This window comes from Streptomyces sp. NPDC090127 (assembly GCF_044746945.1).
GTDB lineage: Bacteria > Actinomycetota > Actinomycetes > Streptomycetales > Streptomycetaceae > Streptomyces.
In genome coordinates this window covers 1,039,610-1,058,059 of record NZ_JBIVDE010000001.1, presented here as the reverse complement: position 1 = coordinate 1,058,059, position 18,450 = coordinate 1,039,610, and the positions used below count along the sequence as shown (strand labels likewise).

At 73.4% G+C, this 18,450-nt stretch carries 17 protein-coding genes and 1 riboswitch; of the genes, 12 read left to right on the top strand and 5 right to left on the bottom strand.

Annotated elements, in window-relative coordinates; all coding sequences use genetic code 11:
* The first annotated feature begins 2 nt into the window (after positions 1–2).
* From ACIPPS_RS04695 to ACIPPS_RS04685, 3 genes are all read left to right on the top strand, one after another.
* Entirely contained in the window at positions 3–749 is a 747-nt protein-coding gene (locus ACIPPS_RS04695; RefSeq protein ID WP_401426792.1) for a DUF3017 domain-containing protein, read from the top strand.
* Between the two features lie 222 nt (positions 750–971).
* Positions 972–2,117 carry a DUF2690 domain-containing protein gene (locus tag ACIPPS_RS04690; RefSeq protein WP_401426790.1) on the top strand — a complete coding sequence of 382 codons (1,146 nt, stop codon included), beginning with the start codon at positions 972–974 and terminating at the stop codon, positions 2,115–2,117.
* Positions 2,118–2,445: 328 nt separating this feature from the next.
* Positions 2,446–3,435, top strand: coding sequence for a malate dehydrogenase (locus tag ACIPPS_RS04685; protein ID WP_401426788.1), 990 nt, complete (start codon positions 2,446–2,448; stop codon positions 3,433–3,435).
* A gap of 109 nt (positions 3,436–3,544) precedes the next feature.
* Here ACIPPS_RS04685 and ACIPPS_RS04680 read toward each other — a convergent pair whose 3' ends face one another.
* On the bottom strand, positions 3,545–4,060 hold the full coding sequence (locus tag ACIPPS_RS04680) for a carboxymuconolactone decarboxylase family protein (RefSeq protein ID WP_401426785.1): 516 nt from the start codon (positions 4,058–4,060) through the stop codon (positions 3,545–3,547).
* A 242-nt stretch (positions 4,061–4,302) separates the two neighbouring features.
* On the opposite strand from ACIPPS_RS04680, the gene ACIPPS_RS04675 reads away from it, so the two are divergent.
* On the top strand, positions 4,303–5,664 hold the full coding sequence (locus ACIPPS_RS04675; protein ID WP_401427219.1) for a PLP-dependent aminotransferase family protein: 1,362 nt from the start codon (positions 4,303–4,305) through the stop codon (positions 5,662–5,664).
* 140 nt (positions 5,665–5,804) lie between these two features.
* Here ACIPPS_RS04675 and ACIPPS_RS04670 read toward each other — a convergent pair whose 3' ends face one another.
* Positions 5,805–6,668, bottom strand: coding sequence for a hypothetical protein (locus tag ACIPPS_RS04670; protein WP_401426782.1), 864 nt, complete (start codon positions 6,666–6,668; stop codon positions 5,805–5,807).
* Positions 6,669–6,758: 90 nt separating this feature from the next.
* On the opposite strand from ACIPPS_RS04670, the gene ACIPPS_RS04665 reads away from it, so the two are divergent.
* Positions 6,759–7,058, top strand: coding sequence for a hypothetical protein (locus ACIPPS_RS04665; protein WP_401426779.1), 300 nt, complete (start codon positions 6,759–6,761; stop codon positions 7,056–7,058).
* A gap of 17 nt (positions 7,059–7,075) precedes the next feature.
* Positions 7,076–8,263 (top strand): glutathionylspermidine synthase family protein, encoded by a 1,188-nt coding sequence (locus ACIPPS_RS04660; protein WP_401426777.1) that lies wholly within the window; start codon positions 7,076–7,078, stop codon positions 8,261–8,263.
* A gap of 192 nt (positions 8,264–8,455) precedes the next feature.
* On the opposite strand, the gene rocD is transcribed toward ACIPPS_RS04660, so the two are convergent.
* Positions 8,456–9,661, bottom strand: coding sequence for an ornithine--oxo-acid transaminase (gene rocD / locus ACIPPS_RS04655; RefSeq protein ID WP_401426775.1), 1,206 nt, complete (start codon positions 9,659–9,661; stop codon positions 8,456–8,458).
* A gap of 107 nt (positions 9,662–9,768) precedes the next feature.
* Positions 9,769–9,859: riboswitch (ZMP/ZTP riboswitch) on the top strand.
* A gap of 83 nt (positions 9,860–9,942) precedes the next feature.
* Between rocD and glyA the strand changes: the two genes are divergently transcribed.
* The 3 genes from glyA to ACIPPS_RS04640 all read left to right on the top strand — a co-directional run bounded on the left by glyA (position 9,943) and on the right by ACIPPS_RS04640 (position 13,198).
* Positions 9,943–11,295, top strand: coding sequence for a serine hydroxymethyltransferase (gene glyA, locus ACIPPS_RS04650; RefSeq protein ID WP_401427217.1), 1,353 nt, complete (start codon positions 9,943–9,945; stop codon positions 11,293–11,295).
* Between the two features lie 202 nt (positions 11,296–11,497).
* Positions 11,498–12,511, top strand: a complete 1,014-nt coding sequence (trpS, locus tag ACIPPS_RS04645) for a tryptophan--tRNA ligase (protein ID WP_401426772.1) — start codon at positions 11,498–11,500, stop codon at positions 12,509–12,511.
* A 93-nt stretch (positions 12,512–12,604) separates the two neighbouring features.
* Positions 12,605–13,198 (top strand): 2'-5' RNA ligase family protein, encoded by a 594-nt coding sequence (locus ACIPPS_RS04640; RefSeq protein WP_401427215.1) that lies wholly within the window; start codon positions 12,605–12,607, stop codon positions 13,196–13,198.
* A 62-nt stretch (positions 13,199–13,260) separates the two neighbouring features.
* Here the strand turns inward: ACIPPS_RS04640 and ACIPPS_RS04635 are convergent, their stop codons facing one another.
* Positions 13,261–14,016 carry a decaprenylphospho-beta-D-erythro-pentofuranosid-2-ulose 2-reductase gene (locus ACIPPS_RS04635; RefSeq protein ID WP_401426770.1) on the bottom strand — a complete coding sequence of 252 codons (756 nt, stop codon included), beginning with the start codon at positions 14,014–14,016 and terminating at the stop codon, positions 13,261–13,263.
* A 25-nt stretch (positions 14,017–14,041) separates the two neighbouring features.
* Positions 14,042–15,406 carry an FAD-binding protein gene (locus tag ACIPPS_RS04630; RefSeq protein WP_401426767.1) on the bottom strand — a complete coding sequence of 455 codons (1,365 nt, stop codon included), beginning with the start codon at positions 15,404–15,406 and terminating at the stop codon, positions 14,042–14,044.
* Positions 15,407–15,613: 207 nt separating this feature from the next.
* Here ACIPPS_RS04630 and ACIPPS_RS04625 point away from each other — a divergent pair, with 207 nt between their 5' ends.
* The 3 genes from ACIPPS_RS04625 to ACIPPS_RS04615 all read left to right on the top strand — a co-directional run bounded on the left by ACIPPS_RS04625 (position 15,614) and on the right by ACIPPS_RS04615 (position 18,381).
* The gene (locus tag ACIPPS_RS04625; protein ID WP_401426764.1) at positions 15,614–16,186 is read left to right on the top strand and encodes a phosphatase PAP2 family protein; all 573 of its coding nucleotides are present in this window, start codon (positions 15,614–15,616) and stop codon (positions 16,184–16,186) included.
* Positions 16,179–17,153 carry a decaprenyl-phosphate phosphoribosyltransferase gene (locus tag ACIPPS_RS04620; protein ID WP_401426762.1) on the top strand — a complete coding sequence of 325 codons (975 nt, stop codon included), beginning with the start codon at positions 16,179–16,181 and terminating at the stop codon, positions 17,151–17,153. Before ACIPPS_RS04625 ends, ACIPPS_RS04620 begins: the two co-directional genes overlap by 8 nt.
* Before the next feature lie 154 nt (positions 17,154–17,307).
* On the top strand, positions 17,308–18,381 hold the full coding sequence (locus ACIPPS_RS04615; protein ID WP_401426760.1) for a YhjD/YihY/BrkB family envelope integrity protein: 1,074 nt from the start codon (positions 17,308–17,310) through the stop codon (positions 18,379–18,381).
* Positions 18,382–18,450 lie beyond the last annotated feature (69 nt).

Sequence of the window (18,450 nt, the reverse complement as noted above, 5' to 3'; positions counted from 1 at the left end):
CGATGACGTCGCGGGTGGTAGGCGGCGACGCGCCGGGCGCCGAGGGCGCCGAGGGCGCGGAGGGTGCCGGGGGCATCGAGGGCGTCGAGGGGGTCAAGAGGCTCACGGTGGGGCCGGGCTCCGGTGCGGCGGGCGCTGCGGACGGGTCTTCGGACATCGAGGGCGTCAGGCGTGCCGAGCGTGCCGAGGGCGTCGACGGCGCGGTGGTCGACAACGACGCCGACGCCGACAGCGGCTCCGACTCCTCCCGTACGGAATCCGGTACGCCATCCCGTACGGAATCCGGGACGGACTCCGGCGCGGAATCCGGTACGGCGGCCGGGGTGGCCGGTGTCCCGGCCGTCCCCGCACACGCGCGGCGGCGGCCCCCGTCGCTCACGACCGACACCGCGCGCCCCGAAGGGGGCGGGCGGGCCGCCGCGGGTGACGCCTCGGCGCCCGCGCGCCAGTGGCCGCTGCTGACCGTGCTCGGCCTCACCGGGCTGGGTCTGCTGATCGTCGGGACGGACCTGTTCCCGCAGTCGTTCCGGGTCGGGACGATGCTCGTCGGCATCGCCCTGCTCGTCGGCGCGGCACTGCGGCGCGCGCTGCCGTCGGTGGGCATGCTGGCCGTACGGTCGCGGTTCACCGACATGGTCACGTACGGGGTCATGGGCGGGCTCATCGTGCTGCTGGCGCTCATGGTGCAGCCGGACCCCTGGCTGAAGATCCCGTTCCTGGAGGACATCCTCCATCTGACGATCACCTAGGTCGTGTCCGGGCGAACGGCGCCCGCCCTCTCCCCCGTGGGAGGGCGGGCGCCGTCCTCTGTGAGGGTCATGTACGTGCCAATGATGTTCAAGGGCGGCCCGGCCGTTGTGGCACGGAAGTGACCATTCCGCCACTCCGTCACTCCCGCGTCCCGCCCCTTCCTGCCATCCTGAGCGGGAGGAACCTCGCGGGGGCCGCGAGGAGGCGAGGGGGAACCGCACATGCCTCGTTGGCGGGCGCTGCCTGACGAACTCGACCCGCACGTGCGGGCGTTCGCGGACCGGTTACGTCGCCTCGTCGACGGCAGCGGGCTGAGCGTCGCCGCCGTGGCCGACCGCACCGGCTACGGCAGGACCGCCTGGGACCGTTATCTCGACGGCCGCCTCCTCGCACCCAGGAGGGCGGTCCTCGCGCTCGCCGAGGCGACCGGCACCGACGTCGGACGGCTCACGGTGGAGTGGGAAGCGGCCGAACGCGCCTGGAAGGGCACCCCACCAGGCCCCCGGGACGCGCGCCCGCGCGACGCGGTGGCCGCCGCCGAACCCGCTCCCAGTGGCAACACCTCGACGGAGACGAGCGTCGGCCTCGGCCACGGTCACAGCGCTGCCGGGCTCGGCGACGACACCGGAACCTCCGCCCCCGCGCAGCCGGCCGCCCCGTCAACCTCCGCCCCCGCGCAGCCGACCGCCCCGTCGCCGGCCTCTGCCCACGTCGCGGCTCCGGCTTCCCGGCCCCGCCCCCGCGCCGCTGTACGCGTCCTCCTGCTCCTCACCGGGATCGTCGGCGCCCTCCTCGTCGTCACCGCCGCCGTCCTCCTCGCCGACCTCGGCGGCAGCGACGGCGGCAGCGACGGCGGCGGGAGCGTCGGTGCGGGGAGCGGCATCGTCGGCGACGGCACCGACGGCACCGATGGCACCGACGGCACCGACGGCACCGACGGCATCGATGGCATCGACGGCACCGACCGAACCCGGCCGTCCGCCACGCCCCCCGGCTCAGGGCCGGACGTCACGGCGACGCCGCTCCCCGTCGGAGTGACGTGCTCGGGCGCCGCGTGTGCGGGTCAGGACCCCGAAGTCATGGGCTGCGGCGGCCCGTTCGCCTTCACCACCGCCCGTACGCCGTTCGGCGCCGCCGGGCAGCTGGAGGTGCGGTTCAGCAGCGCCTGCGGCGCCGCCTGGGCGCGGATCACCGGGGCCTCGCCGGGCGACACCGTGAGCGTGACCGCCGCCGGGAGCAGCCAGGACGTCTCCGTGGGCGTGGACCCCGACGCGTACACCCCGATGGTCGCCGTCACCGACGGAACGGCGGCGACCGTCTGCGTGACGCTCACGAACGGCGCGCGGACGTGCGCGGGTGGGCGCTGACCCTGGTCCGGGCGGACGTCGACCCCGGTCGGGGCGGACGTCGACCCCGGTCGGAGCGGACGTCGACCCCGGTCGGGGCGGACGTCGACCCCGGTCGGAGCGGGCGTTGACCCCGGTGGGCTGGGCGTTGACCCCGGTCGGGGTAGGCGTCGACCCCGGTCGGGTGGCAGTGAGCCGGACCACAAGGGGGTGGGGGTTCGACCCGTCCCGGGTCGGATAGCCTGACCGCTGGAAAATCTCTTCACGTCGAGACACCGATCGATCAAGAAGAGCTGTCCAGCACCCGGGGCAGGGACCCCCACCCGCCAGCTGTCTTACGGAGATCGCCATGACCCGCACTCCCGTGAATGTCACCGTGACCGGCGCGGCCGGCCAGATCGGCTACGCGCTGCTGTTCCGCATCGCCTCCGGCCACCTGCTCGGCGCGGACGTGCCGGTCAAGCTGCGCCTCCTCGAGATCCCGCAGGGCGTCAAGGCCGCCGAGGGCACCGCCATGGAGCTCGACGACTGCGCCTTCCCGCTGCTCAAGGGCATCGACATCTTCGACGACCCGAACCAGGGCTTCGAGGGTGCGAACGTGGCGCTGCTCGTCGGCGCCCGCCCGCGCACCAAGGGCATGGAGCGCGGTGACCTGCTCGCCGCCAACGGTGGCATCTTCAAGCCGCAGGGCAAGGCCATCAACGACCACGCCGCGGACGACATCAAGGTCCTCGTCGTCGGCAACCCGGCCAACACCAACGCCCTGATCGCCCAGGCCGCGGCCCCGGACGTGCCCGCCGAGCGCTTCACCGCGATGACCCGCCTGGACCACAACCGCGCGCTGTCGCAGCTGGCCGCCAAGACCGGTGCGTCGGTCGAGGACATCAAGCGCCTCACCATCTGGGGCAACCACTCGGCGACCCAGTACCCGGACATCTTCCACGCGGAGATCGCCGGCAAGAACGCCGCCGAGGTCGTCGCCGACGAGCAGTGGCTGGCCGACACCTTCATCCCGACCGTCGCCAAGCGCGGTGCGGCGATCATCGAGGCCCGTGGCGCGTCCTCGGCCGCCTCCGCCGCCAACGCCGCCATCGATCACGTCCACACCTGGGTCAACGGCACCGCCGAGGGCAACTGGACCTCCATGGGCATCCCGTCGGACGGCTCCTACGGCGTCGCCGAGGGCCTGATCTCCTCGTTCCCCGTCACCTGCAAGGACGGCAGGTACGAGATCGTCCAGGGCCTGGACATCAACGAGTTCTCCCGCGCCCGCATCGACGCCTCGGTGCGGGAGCTGGCGGAGGAGCGCGACGCCGTCCGCGAGCTCGGCCTCATCTGAGACCGAGCCCGGCGGACACCCCGCACGCGACGCACCGCCCCCGGCCACGACGGCCGGGGGCGGTGCGTCTTTTCGTCGGGCGGCGCTCCGTCCGGCCTTCCGTCCGGCCCTACTTCTTGTACTGGCCGGGGGTGTAGTGCCCGGGCGTCATCCGCGTGGTGACGGCGATGCGGTTCCAGGCGTTGATGACGGTGATGGCGCTGATCACCCGGGCGAGTTCCGTCTCGTCGAAGTGGGCGGCGGCCCGCGCGTACACCTCGTCGGGGACGAAGCCGTCGGTGAGGACGGTGACGGCCTCGGTCAGTTCGAGTGCGGCGAGCTCGCGCTCGGTGTAGAAGTGCCGCGACTCGTGCCAGGCGGAGAGCTGGACGAGCCGCTCCACCGACTCGCCCTCGGCGAGGGCGTCCTTGGTGTGCATGTCGATGCAGAACGCGCAGTGGTTGATCTGCGAGGCCCTGGTCTTGATCAGGTGGTAGAGGGTGGGGTCGATGTCCTTGGCCGCGGCCTGTTCGAGGCGCAGCATGGCCCGGTAGAACTCGGGGACGCGCTCGCCGAAGTTGAGGCGGGGGGCGTGCTCGTGGGCGTACTCGGGCGTGGTGGCTTCGGAGGCTGTGGTCGTCGTCATGCTTCCCACCGTACGAGCCGGATGGCGCAGGAGTATGGTCCATTTCTATGGCAGAAGACTGGGCCACTTTCGGCGCCGACCTCCACCTTGACCTGCGCGGACGGGGACTCGGTACGAGGCCGGGCAGGGGACCGGCCGCCGGGCGGGACACCGAGTCGGAGGCCGGACCGGACGCCGGGCCGGACGGCGGATCGGACGCCGCATCGGGCGCGGGGTCGCGTACGGGGCTGCGCGCCGGGCTCATGGACGCGCTGCGTGAGGCGGTGCGCAGTGGGCGTCTGGCGGCGGGCGTACGGCTGCCGTCGTCCCGCTCCCTCGCCGCGGACCTCGGTATCGCCCGCAACACGGTCGCCGACGCCTACGCCGAGCTGGTCGCGGAGGGCTGGCTGACGGCCCGGCAGGGCTCGGGGACTCGGGTGGCGCAGCGGTCGGCGGCGCAGCGCGCGGTGCCGCGCCGGGCGGCGGCGGCCGGGGGAGCGCGGCGCGCGACGGCGGCCAGGAAGGCGCCCGGCCGGCCGGCGTACGACCTGAAGCCGGGCACGCCCGATCTGGCCTCCTTCCCGCGCGCCGAGTGGCTCAAGGCCTACCGGCGCGCGCTGACGGCGGCGCCGCACGAGGCCTTCGGCTACGGCGATCCGCGCGGCCGGATCGAACTGCGCACGGTGCTCGCCGAGTACCTCGCGCGGGCCCGGGGCGTGTACGCGCGGCCGGAACGGATCGTGCTCTGCTCGGGGTTCGTGCACGGGCTGCGGCTCATGGGGGAGGTGCTGCGGGGGCGGAGGGTGCGGGAGGTGGCGGTCGAGTCGTACGGGCTCGACCTGCACTGGGAGTTGCTGACCCGGACGGGGCTGCGGCTGCCCGCACTGCCGTACGACGAGCGCGGCACGCGGACGGAGGGGCTGGGCGCGATGCGGAGCGTGGGCGCGGTGCTGATGACGGCCGCGCACCAGTTCCCGCTCGGCGGCGCGCTCCCACCCGACCGGCGGGTGGCGGCGATCGATTGGGCGCGGTCCTCGGGCGGGCTCGTCCTGGAGGACGACTACGACGGGGAGTTCCGCTACGACCGGCAGCCCGTCGGCGCGCTCCAGGGCCTCGATCCGGAGCGGGTCGTCTACCTGGGCACCACCAGCAAGTCCCTCGCGCCCGGGCTGCGGTTGGCGTGGCTGGTGGTGCCGGAGAGCCTGCTGGACGAGGTGCTCGCGGCGAAGGGTCACAGCGACTGGTCGGGCAGCGCGCTGGACCAGCTGGCGTTCGCGGAGCTTGTCGGCTCGGGGGCGTACGACCGGCATGTACGGGCGATGAGGCTGCGCTACCGGCGGCGCCGCGACGAGCTCGTGGCGGCGGTGGCCGCGCAGGCGCCGGAGACCCGGGTGAGCGGCATCGCGGCCGGCCTCCACGCGGTCCTGCGCCTGCCGCCGGGCCAGGAGCAGGAGGTCGTCCGCTCGGCCGCGTGGCAGGGCCTGGCCGTCCTCGGCCTGGACCGCTTCCGCCACCCGGACGTGCCCCGCACCCAGGACGGCCTGGTGGTCGGCTACGCGACACCCCCGGACAGTGCATGGTCAGGCGCCCTGTCGGCCTTGTGCCGAGTCCTCCCGCCGACGTAACGGGCCCCGGCGGAGGCCCGCGCCTCGTCCCTGCGGGACCAGCGCCGGCTTGCCCCCATGGCCGGCCACGCCCCGCCCCCTCATGCCCCGCCCCCTCATGCCCCGCCCCCTCATGCCCCGCCCCCTCACGCCCCGCCCCCTCACGCCCCGCCTCCCGCCCCTGCGCCCCCCGCACTCGCCCCCACCTCCTCCGTCGCCGGGGTCGGGGGTTCCCCGAATCGCGCCAGTACCAGCGCCCCCGCCACCGCCACGGTGAAGCCCAGGATCGCCAGCCATGCCAGCCCCTCCCGCGTCCGGTCGCCGAGCCAGACCACGCCCACCAGCGCCGGGCCGATCGTCTCGCCGAGGACCGCGCCCGCCGTCGCCGTCGTCACCGAGCCCCGTTGCAGCGCGGAGGTCAGCAGCACGTACGCCGTTCCGCCGCCCAGGATCAGCGCGTACACCGCGGGGTTCGCGAGGGACCAGCTGTCGATCAGCCGGACCGCCACCTCCACCACCCCGAAGCCGAAGCCCGCGCAGAGCCCCAGGGCCAGGGCCCGCGGCCGGCCGGGGAGCCGCCCGGCGGCCGCGCCGAGCCCCAGCACCCCGAACGCCGCCCCGAGCATCGCCCACCGCAGCGGCTCCGACGAGCTCTGCTCGCCCTCGTCGCCGGAGGCAAGGGCGAGCATCACGAGCCCCAGGCACACCACGGCCACCGCCGCCCACTCCGCCCGGTGCAGCCGGACCTTGAGCAGCCAGGACGCGGCCACCGCCGTGACCGCCAGGCTCGCGGCGAGCGCCGCCCCCACCATGTAGATCGGCAGCGTCAGCAGCGCGACGACCTGGAGCCCGAAGCCGATGCCGTCCAGCGAGAGACCGAACAGATAGCGCCACCGCCGCATCACCCGCAGTTGCAGGGCCACGTCCACCCCGCCGCCCGTCCCGGGGCTCACCTCCCGCGCGCCGAGCGCCTGCAGGACCGACGCCATACCGAAACAGAGCGAGGAAGCCAGCGCGCAAATCATCCCAAGGAGCACGAAACGACTCTAGTGCGAGGCCGCCCGGGCACCGGCCTAAACTGTGCGGTCGCAACCACGGGATGGGGAGGCAGAATCATGCGCAGGCTGAGGTCGAGCACGGTCGTGCTCGGCGGTATGGGGGTCCTCGCGGCGACGATCACGTCCTGCGGATCCGAGCCCGACAAGCGGTGTGTCGATCCGCTGACGCGCGAGAAGCTCCCGAGCTACGAGTGCGAGAGCGGCAGCCGCAGTGGCAGCGGCACCGGCGGCACCACCGCCCGCGGCTCGTACTACTACGGCGGCAGCGTCAGCGACAACCGTGTCAGCGGCGGCAGCTTCGACAAGAAGGCCGTCGACACCGGGGGCTTCGGCTGCTCCGGTTCCAGCGGCGGCTGAGCGGAGACTCTGCGGACATGCGGCGGCACACGATCGAACCCCGGCCCGGCTGGCAGCAGACGGTCGAGGAGCAGGGGCTCGTCTACCCCCTGACGCGCTACCCCGACGACTCCCTGCGCCCGTACTGGGACGAGAGCGCGTACTACTCCTTCACGCTGCCCGAGGTCGAGGCGCTGGAGGAGGTCGTCGAGGAGCTGCACGCGATGTGTCTGGCGGCGGCCGCGCACATCGTCGAGCACGACCGGTTCGCCGACCTCGGGCTCACCGACCCCCGGCTCGCCTCCCTCGTCGCCGAGTCCTGGCGCCGCCGCGCCGAACTGCCGTCGCTCTACGGACGGTTCGACCTGCGGTACGACGGTACGGGCCCGGCCAAGATGCTGGAGTACAACGCCGACACCCCGACCTCGCTGGTCGAGGCGGCGAGCCCGCAGTGGTTCTGGATGGAGGATCGTTTCCCCGGCGCCGACCAGTGGAACTCCCTCCACGAACGGCTCGTCGACGCCTGGCGGCGCCAGGCTCCGCTGCTGCCGCCTGGCAACCCCGTCCACTTCGTCCACTCCGAGGGCGACGAACTCGGCGAGGACCTGATGACGGTCGCGTACCTGCGCGAGACCGCGCAGCAGGCCGGGCTCGACACCGAGGCGCTGTCGGTCGAACAGATCGGCTGGGACCGGCTCTCGGGGCGGTTCGTGGACGACCGGCTGCGGTTCATACGCAGCTGCTTCAAGCTCTACCCGTGGGAGTGGCTGGCCACCGACCGCTTCGGCCCGTACGTCCTGGACACCCTCGACAACGGCGGCGGTACGGGCACGACCTGCTGGATCGAGCCCGCCTGGAAGATGCTGCTCTCCAACAAGGCGCTGCTCGCGATCCTCTGGGAGCTGTACCCCGGCCACCCGAACCTGCTGCCGGCCTACCTCGACGGCCCGCGCGAGCTCGCCGCCCGCGGCGGCTACGTCGCCAAGCCGCTCCTCGGCCGCGAGGGCGCGGGCGTCACCGTCCACGAACCGGACGGCCCGCCGCCGGAGCCGCGCGACGAGCCGTGCTGCTACCAGCAGTTGGCCCCGCTGCCCGACTTCGACGGCAACCGCGTGGTGCTCGGTGCGTGGGTCGTCGAGGACGAGGCGGCGGGGCTCGGCATACGGGAGTCGGCGGGCCTGATCACGGACGAGTACGCCCGCTTCCTGCCGCACGTCATCCTCTGAGCCCTGCCCCGCGCCGCCGGCTGCTCGGCCACGTACTCCCTGAGCGGCGCGGGCTTCGGGCCGCCCGCCTCGGCGGCGGCCAGGGCGAGCGTCAGGTCCTGCTCCGACGTCTCGTCGCAGGGCCCGAGCCCCGCGGGGCCCGCCGGACCGCCCTCCTCCCGGACGGCCCGGCCCCCTCCAAGGACGTGGGCCTCAGGCCGAGAGCACCGAACGCAGCTGATCCAGGCCCCAGTCCAGGTCCTCCTTGCTGATCACCAGCGGCGGCGCGATCCGGATCGTGGAGCCGTGGGTGTCCTTCACCAGCACCCCCCGCTCCATCAGCTTCTCCGAGATCTCCCGGCCCGTGCCCCGCGACGGCGCGATGTCCACCCCGGCCCACAGGCCACGTCCGCGCACCGCCTCCACCGCGCCCCCGCCCACCAGCAGCCCGAGCTCCGCGTGCAGGTGCTCGCCCAGCTCCGCCGCACGCTGCTGGTACTCGCCCGTCCGCAGCATCGCGACCACCTCCAGGGCCACCGCGCACGCCAGCGGGTTCCCGCCGAACGTCGAGCCGTGCTCACCCGGCCGGAACACCCCCAGCACGTCCCGGTCCGCCACCACCGCCGAGACCGGTACGACACCGCCGCCCAGCGCCTTGCCGAGGACGTACACGTCCGGCACCACGCCCTCGTGCTCGCACGCGAACGTCCGCCCGGTCCGGCCGAGGCCCGACTGGATCTCGTCCGCGATGAACAGCACGTTCCGCTCGCGGGTCAACTCCCGCACCCCGCGCAGATACCCGGTCGGCGGGACGAGGACCCCGGCCTCGCCCTGGATCGGCTCGATCAGCACCGCCACCGTGTGGGCGGTGACCGCGGCCTCCATCGCCGTCAGATCGCCGTACGGGACGATCTCGAAGCCCGGCGTGTACGGGCCGTAGTGGTCGCGGGCCTCGTGGTCCGTGGAGAAGCTGACGATCGTCGTCGTCCGGCCGTGGAAGTTGTTCGCCGCGACGACGATCTTCGCGTGCCCGTCCGGGACGCCCTTGACCTCGTACCCCCACTTCCGGGCGGTCTTCACCGCCGTCTCGATCGCCTCGGCGCCCGTGTTCATCGGCAGGACCATGTCCTTGCCGCACAGCTCCGCGAGCCGCGAGCAGAACTCCGCGAAGCGGTCGTGGTGGAACGCCCTCGACGTGAGCGTCACCCGCTCCAGCTGCGCCCGGGCGGCATCGATCAGGCGACGGTTGCCGTGCCCGAAGTTGAGCGCCGAGTACCCGGCGAGCATGTCGAGATAACGGCGCCCCTCGACGTCGGTCATCCAGGCCCCGTCGGCCGAGGCGACGACGACGGGCAGGGGGTGGTAGTTGTGCGCGCTGTGCGCCTCCGCGGAAGCGATCGCGTCTTGCGTACTCGACACGGGATCTCCGTTCGTCCTGCGGGGTGGGGCGTGTGTGGCTCCCTTTCCTATCGTCGCTCGGATGCCGGACGAGGAAACCTCTGCGTCGGCGCGCCAGCTAGTCTGAGAACACGCACGGCGACTGGCGTACGGGGAATCGACCCCGGGGGACCCGTGCGCGGCAGACCACACGCGGTGCCGCCCGCCTGGGCACCACAAGGACCCCGTCCCGTGTGGTGCCGCGTCCTTCGCAGTGCCCCGGGATCCGCCGCAACGCCCGGAGGAACGCCGTGACCGACGCGATGACCCCTGCCACGACGCACGCCACGCCCCACGCCACGACGCACGCGACGCCCCACGCCACGACGCACGCCACGCCCCACCCGCTCGCCCCCGACCACCGCCACCCCGCCCTCGCCGCCGCCGACCCCGAACTCGCCGCGCTCGTCGGCGCCGAGGAGCGGTTGCAGGCCGAGACCCTGCGCCTGATCCCCAGCGAGAACTACGTCTCCGAGGCCCTCCTGGAGGCCTCCGGCACGGTCCTGCAGAACAAGTACAGCGAGGGCTACCCCGGCCGCCGGTACTACGAGGGCCAGCAGAACATCGACCAGGTCGAGACCCTCGCCGTCGAGCGCGCCAAGGCGGTCTTCGGCGTCGAGCACGCCAACGTCCAGCCCTACTCCGGTTCCCCCGCGAACCTCGCCGTCCACCTCGCCTTCGCCGAACCCGGCGACACCGTGATGGGCATGGCGCTGCCGATGGGCGGCCACCTCACCCACGGCTGGGGCGTCTCCGCGACCGGCCGGTGGTTCCGGGGCGTGCAGTACGGCGTACGCCGGGACACCGGGCTCATCGACTTCGACGAGGTCCGCGAGCTCGCTCTCAAGGAGCGCCCGAAGGTGATCTTCTGCGGGGGCACCGCGCTGCCCCGCACGATCGACTTCGGCGCCTTCGCGGAGATCGCCCGCGAGGCCGGGGCCGTCCTCGTCGCCGACATCGCCCACATCGCCGGCCTGATCGCGGGCGGCGCCCATCCCTCCCCGGTGCCGTACGCCGACGTCATCTCGACGACCACCCACAAGACCCTGCGCGGCCCGCGCGGCGCGATGCTGATGTGCCGGGAGCGGCACGCCAAGGCCCTCGACAAGGCGGTCTTCCCCGGGCTCCAGGGCGGCCCGCACAACCAGACCACCGCCGGCATCGCCGTCGCCCTGCGCGAGGCGTCCCGGCCGTCCTTCCGCGCCTACGCCCACGCGGTCGTCGCCAACGCCAAGGCCCTCGCCGAGGCGCTCCTCGACCGCGGCTTCGACCTGGTCTCCGGCGGTACCGACAACCACCTGATCCTGATGGACCTCACGCGCAAGGAGGTCCCCGGCAAGATCGCGGCCAAGGCCCTCGACCGTGCGGGGATCGTCGTCAACCACAACACCGTCCCCTACGACCCCCGGAAGCCCTTCGACCCCTCCGGCCTCCGCATCGGCACCCCTTCCCTCACCTCCCGGGGCCTCGGCACGGCGCGCATGGCCCAGGTCGCCGAGTGGATCGACCGGGGTGTGGCGGCGGCGGGCTCGGGCGACGAGGAGGCGTTGCGGGGGATCCGCGCGGAGGTGGCGGCGCTGATGACCGCGTACCCGGCCCCAGGCCTCCCGACCTGACCCACGCCGTGCCCCGCGACCGTCGCCCCCAGGGCCCTCGCGTGGGCGGAGGCCCCCCGCCGTGCCGACCCGACCCGGCCCGCCCCCCACCGTGTGGGCGATCGTCCCGCTGGGCGGGACGGGTGGGCACACGGGGATGGCCAGCAGTGGCGCCGCAAGGTGCCCGCACGGATCGCCTCCCGCACCTGAGAGAATGTGGAGCATGGCCTCTGACAGTCCTCGCGTGCTCTCCGGAATCCAGCCCACCGCAGGCTCGTTCCACCTCGGCAACTACCTCGGTGCCGTCCGTCAGTGGGTCGCGCTGCAGGAGTCCCACGACGCCTTCTACATGGTGGTGGACCTGCACGCGATCACGGTCCCGCAGGACCCGGCCGAGCTCCGCGCGAACACCCGGCTCGCCGTCGCGCAGCTGCTCGCCGCCGGTCTCGACCCGGAGCGCTGCACGCTCTTCGTCCAGAGCCACGTCCCCGAGCACGCGCAGCTCGGCTGGGTCATGAACTGCCTCACCGGCTTCGGCGAGGCCTCCCGCATGACCCAGTTCAAGGACAAGTCCGCCAAGCAGGGCTCCGACCGGGCCACCGTCGGACTCTTCACGTACCCGATCCTCCAGGTCGCCGACATCCTGCTCTACCAGGCCAACCAGGTCCCGGTCGGCGAGGACCAGCGCCAGCACATCGAGCTGACCCGCGACCTGGCCGAGCGGTTCAACGGCCGCTTCGGCGAGACGTTCACGATCCCGGCGCCGTACATCCTGAAGGAGACGGCGAAGATCTACGACCTCCAGGACCCGACGATCAAGATGTCCAAGTCGGCGTCCACGCCGAAGGGCCTGATCAACCTCCTCGACGAGCCGAAGGTGACCGCGAAGAAGGTCAAGAGCGCCGTCACCGACACCGACACGGTCATCCGTTTCGACCCGGTGGGCAAGGCCGGCGTCTCCAACCTGCTCTCGATCATGTCCACGCTCACGGGGACGAGCGTCCCGGACCTGGTGACGAGCTACGAGGGCAAGATGTACGGGGCGCTGAAGACCGACCTGGCGGAGGTCATGGTGGACTTCGTCACGCCGTTCCGCAGCCGTACGCAGGAATACCTGGACGACCCGGAGACGCTGGACTCCCTGCTGGCCAAGGGTGCGGAGAAGGCCCGCGCGGTCGCCGCGGAGACCCTGGCGCAGACGTACGAGCGGGTGGGCTTCCTGCCCGCGAAGCACTGAGTCCGAGGACTCTGGCCTCAGGGGCGGTGCAGGCCGCACACTGGCGGCTGCACCACACTTTCCCGAATGGACACGACTACGGAGGAGAACGACGTGGGGACCGTAACGCTCGGCGTTTCGATCGCGGTCCCGGAGCCCTACGGCAGCCTGCTCCAGGAGCTGCGCGCCGGCTTCGGGGACCCTGCCGCGCACGGCATCCCCACGCACGTCACCCTCGTCCCGCCGACCGAGGTGGACGAGGAGCGGCTGCCCGCGATCCAGGCGCATCTCGCCGAGGTCGCCGCCGGTGTCCGCTCCTTCCCGGTCCGGCTGAGCGGCACGGGAACGTTTCGCCCGCTCTCCCCGGTCGTCTACGTGAGGCTCGCCGAGGGCGTCTCCTCCTGCGGCTGGCTCCAGGAGCGGGTCCGGGACGAGGCCGGGCCGCTCGTGCGGGAGCTGCAGTTCCCGTACCACCCGCACGTCACCGTCGCCCACGCCATCGCCGAGGAGGCGATGGACCGGGCGTACGAGGAGCTGGCCGACTTCGAGGCCGCCTGGACCTGCTCCTCCTTCGCCCTGTACGAGCAGGGCGCGGACGGGGTGTGGCGCAAGCTCCGCGTCTTCGAGTTCGGCGACGGCCGGCAGGCCTCCGGAGTCCCTGCCCAGGGCTGTGCACCGGTCGACGAACCCGCCCCGTCGGCGAGCTGACCCCGGCCGCGGTCCTCCCCTCCGCCGAGGCGCCCCCTTCACCGCCAGAGCCTCAGGTCGTCTCAGACCGGCAGTCGGCGGAACAGGGGCCTCGGTACGTGCCGCAGCGCCGACATCACCATCCGCAGCGCCCCCGGCACCCACACCGTCTCCGACCGGCGCCGCAGCCCCAGCTCGATCGCCAGGGCGACCGCCTCCGGCGTCGTCGCCAGCGGGGCCTCCTCCAGGCCGGCCGTCATCCGTGAGCGGACGAATCCGGGGCGTACGACCATCACGTGCACCCCGGTCCCCTGGAGCGCGTCCCCCAGGCCCTGGGCGAACGCGTCCAGGCCCGCCTTGGACGAGCCGTAGATGAAGTTCGCGCGGCGGGCGCGCTCCCCGGCCACCGACGAGAGCACCACCAACGAGCCGTGGCCCTGCGCCTGGAGCGCGCCCGCGCAGATCAGGCCCGCCGAGACCGCGCCCGTGTAGTTGGTCTGGGCGACCCGGACGGCGGCGAGCGGGTCGGCCTCGTCGTGCGCCTGGTCGCCGAGGATCCCGAAGGCGAGCAGCACCATGTCGATGTCGCCCTCGGTGAAGATCTTGCCGAGCCGCTCCTCGTGCGACTCCGTGTCGAGCGCGTCGAACGGCACCGTCCGCACCTCCGCGCCGAGCGCGCGCAGCGAGTCCGCGGCGGCCGTCAGGGCGGGCGAGGGACGGCCGGCGAGCCAGACCGTACGGGTGCGGCGGGCGATCAGCCGACGGGCGGTGGCGAGCCCGATCTCGGACGTGCCGCCGAGCAGGAGCAGGGACTGCGGGGTGCCGAAGGCGTCCTTCATGGCGATCAAACTCCTCAGTGGGCAATCACAGGGCGAGACGACGGGAGAGGTCCGACGTGAACACGGAACGCGGGTCGAGCGCGGCGCGCAGCGCGCGGAAGTCGGCGAGCCTCGGGTACATCGCGTGCAGCAGCTCGGGCCGCAGGCGCGAGTCCTTGGCGAGGTAGACCCGGCCGCCCGCGTCCGCCACCTCCTCGTCCAGCTCGTCGAGGAACGCGCCGAGGCCGGAGAGCCGGGTCGGGATGTCGAGCGCGAGCGTCCAGCCGGGCACGGGGAACGAGAGCCAGCCCGGGTCGCCCGTACCGAAGCGCTTCAGGACGGCGAGGAACGACGGACAGCCACGCCGGGCGATCCGCTTCACGATCCGGCGCAGGGTCTCCTCGTGGCCGTGGCCGACGACGAACTGGTACTGGACGAAGCCACCGCGCCCGTAGATCCGGTTCCAGTGCGGGACGCCGTCCAGGGGGTGGAAGAAGGCGGACATCCGCTGGAGCTCGCCGGTGCGGCGGCGGGGCGCCCTGCGGTACCAGAGCTCGTTGAACAGGCTGACGCTCGTGCGGCCGAGCAGCCCCTCGGGGACGAGCGCGGGCGCGGCCGGCAGCTGCCCCGGCCGGAAGGCGAGCGGCGCGCGGCGGGAGCGGCGGTCCCGGACGGGGATCGCGTCGTACGGGGCGTGGTCGCCGCGCGTGAGGACGGACCGGCCGGTGGCGGCGCCGCGGGCGAGGAGGTCGATCCAGGCGACCGAGTAGCGGTACCGGTCGTCGGTGGCGGTGAGCCGGGCCATCAGGTCGTCGAGATCCGTGGCGCGTTCGGTGTCGACGGCCATGAGGGAGGTCTCGACGGGGAGCAGCCGGAGGGTCGCGGAGAGGATGACACCCGTCAGGCCCATGCCGCCGGTGGTGGCGTCGAAGAGGTCGGTGCCGGGGACGACGGTGTGGATCCCGCCGTCGGCGGTGAGGAGTTCGAGGGAGGTCACATGGCGGCCGAAGGAGCCGGAGACATGGTGGTTCTTGCCGTGGATGTCGGCGCCGATCGCCCCGCCGACGGTGACGTACCGGGTCCCGGGGGTGACCGGGACGAACCAGCCGAGGGGGAGCAGGACCTCCATCAGCCGGTGCAGGCTGACGCCCGCGTCGCAGACGACGACACCGGCGACGGCGTCGACGGAGCGGATGCGGTCGAGGCCGGTCATGTCGAGGACGGAGCCCCCGGCGTTCTGCGCGGCGTCGCCGTAGGCGCGGCCGAGACCACGCGCGACGGTCCCTCGGGCGCCACAGGTGCGGACGACGTCGGCGGCCTCCTCGTAGGTGCGGGGGCGGTGCACGCGCGCGAGGGTGGGGGCGGTGCGGCCCCAGCCGGTGAGGGGCTCGGCATCGGTGTGGACAGCCATGGAGGCGACCGTATCGCCCGACCTATGTGTTATGCCGGGTATGTCCGGCGGTTCGCCGAAATGGGTGATTAAAGGAGTGTCAGGAAAGATTGCCGTGCGGTCCGCCTGACGCCCGGTCAGAGTCACCCCTGGTCGACCAGTTCGACCAGTTCGACCAGCTCGACCGGGCCGACGGCGGAGTCGACCGGGATCCGGGAGGCGGAGCCGATGCGAGACGCGGACATGGCCGGGGCCGTGGTCGCCGCCGAGCGGCGGGTGCTCGGCGTGCTGCGGGGCTGCGGGGCCCGGGCCTCCGTGGCGGGGGCCGCTCGTGCGCTGTCCTTCGGCGGCGAGCACGGCGCCCTCTGGCTCGCCGCCGGGCTCACCTGCGCCGCGGTGGACCCGGAACGGCGGGCGGCCTGGCTGCGCGGGACGGCCCTGACCGCCGGGGCCCAGCTGGCCAGCATGGGCGTGAAGCGGGTGGTACGGCGGCCACGCCCGGGGGCGGCGGAGTACGCGCCCCTGGTCCGCACGGCGGGCCGGCACTCCTTCCCCAGCTCCCACGCCACCTCCGCCGTCGCGGCCGCCGTCGCCTTCGGCGCGCTCCACCCGACCGCCCGCCGCCTCGCCGCCCCTGTGGCCGCCGCGATGTGCCTCTCCCGTCTCGTCGTCGGCGTGCACTACCCGTCGGACGTGGCGGCGGGCGCCCTCCTGGGGGCCGTGACGGCCACCCTGGGCCGCGCCTGGCTCCGGGCGCCCGGCCCCACGTGTCCTGCGCCCCCCGGAGGCGGCCGTGGCTGACCGTGCCACCACCGGCCTCGCCGCCGTCCTCGACAAGCCCGTCGCCGTACGGGAACGGCGCCGCGGGCGCCTCGGCCGACAGCCGACCGCGACGGTCGTCGGGCTCGTCAGGACCGCGCGGCCCCGGCAGTGGGTCAAGAACGTGCTCGTCGTCGCCGCGCCCGTCGCGGCCGGGCAGCTCGTCTCCTGGCACACCGCAGCCCGACTCGCCCTCGTCTTCGCCCTGTTCACGGCGGCCGCCGCCGCCGTCTACCTGGTCAACGACGCCCGCGACGCCGCCGCCGACCGCGCCCACCCCGTCAAGTGCCGCCGCCCGGTGGCCGCGGGCCTCGTCCCCGTCCCCCTCGCGTACGCCACCGGCGCGCTCCTCGCCGCCGGGGCCGCCGTCGCGAGCGCGGTCCTGTGCAACCCCATGACCGCCGCGCTCCTCATCGCGTACCTCGTCATGCAGTGCGCGTACTGCCTGCGCCTCAAGCACGTCCTCGTCGTCGACCTCGCCGTCGTCACCACCGGCTTCCTCATGCGGGCGATGATCGGCGGGGTCGCGCTCGCGATCCCGCTCTCCCGCTGGTTCCTGATCACCACCGGCTTCGGCGCCCTCTTCATGGTCGCCGCCAAGCGCTACTCCGAGGCCGTCCAGATGGAGGCCGCGCAGGGCGCCACGCGCGCGTTGCTCACCCAGTACACGACCGGGTACCTGCGTTTCGTCTGGCAGTTGGCGGCCGGTGTCGCCGTCCTGGGCTACTGCCTGTGGGCGCTGGAGAGCGGCGGCGTCGCCACCGGCTCGCTGCTGCCCTGGCGCCAGCTCTCCGTGATCGCGTTCATCCTCGCCGTCCTGCGCTACGCCGTCTTCGCCGACCGCGGCGCCGCCGGGGCCCCGGAGGACGTCGTCCTGCGCGACCGCCCGCTCGCCGTCATCGGGCTCGCCTGGGCGGCGATGTACGGCATGGCGGTCGCGGACCTGTGAGAGCCCCCGACCCCGGCCTCGGGCCCCACGTCGGGAGGTCCGACACGGTGTCAGGACCCGTTATCAGCGGGGTTCTCGCCACCTGTCTGCGATTCTGGGGCACTCGGACGATCGTCTTCCGCTCATCCGGCGGATCGAGGGGTACGCGTACGACATGGACTGGCTGACCAAGCTCCCCGTCATCGGCCCCTGGGCCGCCCGGCTCATGCGGACCCACGCCTGGCGTTCGTACGAGACCCTGGAATCCGTGCACTGGGCGCGGCTCGCCGCCGCGATCACCTTCCTCAGCTTCCTCGCGCTCTTCCCGCTGATCACCGTCGCCGCCGCGATCGGCGCCGCGCTGCTGAGCAAGGAGCAGCTGGACACGATCGAGGACAAGATCTCCGAGCAGGTCCCCGGCATCTCCGACCAGCTCAACATCGGCGGTCTCGTGGACAACGCCGGCACCGTCGGCCTCGTGGCGGGCGCGCTGCTGCTCTTCACCGGCATCGGCTGGGTCGGCTCGATGCGGGACTGCCTGCGCGCCGTCTGGGGCATGGACGACGAGGACGAGGGCAACCCCGTCCTGCGCAAGGCCAAGGACGCGGTCGTGCTCGTCGGGCTCGGCGGGGTCGGGCTGTGCACGCTCGCCGCGTCCTGGCTCGGCTCGACGGCGGTCGGCTGGACCGCCGACCGGGTCGGCATCCCCGACTCGGGGGCAGGCGGCATCCTGCTCCAGATCGCCGCCATCGCCGTGGCCGCCCTCGCGGACTTCCTCATCCTGCTCTACATGCTGACGCTGCTGCCCGGCGTCCAGCCGCCGCGCCGCCGCCTGGTGGTGGCGGCGGTGATCGGCGCGATCGGCTTCGAGCTGCTGAAGCTGCTGATCGGCGGCTACATGCGGGAGGTCGCGGCGAAGTCGATGTACGGCGCGTTCGGCGTGCCGGTCGCGCTGCTGCTCTGGATCAACTTCACCGCGAAGCTGCTGCTGTTCTGCGCCGCCTGGACGGCTACGGGGTCACGGTCCGATCCCGAGCGTCCGGAGAGCTCGGGGGAATCTGGGAGCTCGGGGGAACCTGAGAGCTCGGGGGAACCTGGGAGCTCGGAGCGTCCGACGGGTCCGGAGAGCCCTGCGCGTCCGACGAGTCCGGAGAGCTCGGGGAGCTCGGCGACTCCTGAGCCTCCTGAGCGTCCGGGGCGGCGTCCGGGCCGGACGGCCGAGGGCGGCCCAGCGGCCAGCGGCGGTTGACGAGGAAGACGCCGCCCGCGAGCAGCAGCAGGACCCCGCCGACCACGGCGAGGGCGGTCCCCACGCCAC

Excerpts from the sequence above, each read along its gene's own strand:
- ACIPPS_RS04695 (WP_401426792.1), top strand. The coding sequence starts at position 3 with ATGACGTCGCGGGTGGTAGGCGGCGACGCGCCGGGCGCCGAGGGCGCC.
- ACIPPS_RS04690 (WP_401426790.1), top strand. The coding sequence starts at position 972 with ATGCCTCGTTGGCGGGCGCTGCCTGACGAACTCGACCCGCACGTGCGG.
- ACIPPS_RS04685 (WP_401426788.1), top strand. The coding sequence starts at position 2,446 with ATGACCCGCACTCCCGTGAATGTCACCGTGACCGGCGCGGCCGGCCAG.
- ACIPPS_RS04680 (WP_401426785.1), bottom strand. The coding sequence starts at position 4,060 with ATGACGACGACCACAGCCTCCGAAGCCACCACGCCCGAGTACGCCCAC.
- ACIPPS_RS04675 (WP_401427219.1), top strand. The coding sequence starts at position 4,303 with ATGGACGCGCTGCGTGAGGCGGTGCGCAGTGGGCGTCTGGCGGCGGGC.
- ACIPPS_RS04670 (WP_401426782.1), bottom strand. The coding sequence starts at position 6,668 with ATGATTTGCGCGCTGGCTTCCTCGCTCTGTTTCGGTATGGCGTCGGTC.
- ACIPPS_RS04665 (WP_401426779.1), top strand. The coding sequence starts at position 6,759 with ATGCGCAGGCTGAGGTCGAGCACGGTCGTGCTCGGCGGTATGGGGGTC.
- ACIPPS_RS04660 (WP_401426777.1), top strand. The coding sequence starts at position 7,076 with ATGCGGCGGCACACGATCGAACCCCGGCCCGGCTGGCAGCAGACGGTC.
- glyA (WP_401427217.1), top strand. The coding sequence starts at position 9,943 with ATGACCCCTGCCACGACGCACGCCACGCCCCACGCCACGACGCACGCG.
- trpS (WP_401426772.1), top strand. The coding sequence starts at position 11,498 with ATGGCCTCTGACAGTCCTCGCGTGCTCTCCGGAATCCAGCCCACCGCA.
- ACIPPS_RS04635 (WP_401426770.1), bottom strand. The coding sequence starts at position 14,016 with ATGAAGGACGCCTTCGGCACCCCGCAGTCCCTGCTCCTGCTCGGCGGC.
- ACIPPS_RS04630 (WP_401426767.1), bottom strand. The coding sequence starts at position 15,406 with ATGGCTGTCCACACCGATGCCGAGCCCCTCACCGGCTGGGGCCGCACC.
- ACIPPS_RS04625 (WP_401426764.1), top strand. The coding sequence starts at position 15,614 with ATGCGAGACGCGGACATGGCCGGGGCCGTGGTCGCCGCCGAGCGGCGG.
- ACIPPS_RS04615 (WP_401426760.1), top strand. The coding sequence starts at position 17,308 with ATGGACTGGCTGACCAAGCTCCCCGTCATCGGCCCCTGGGCCGCCCGG.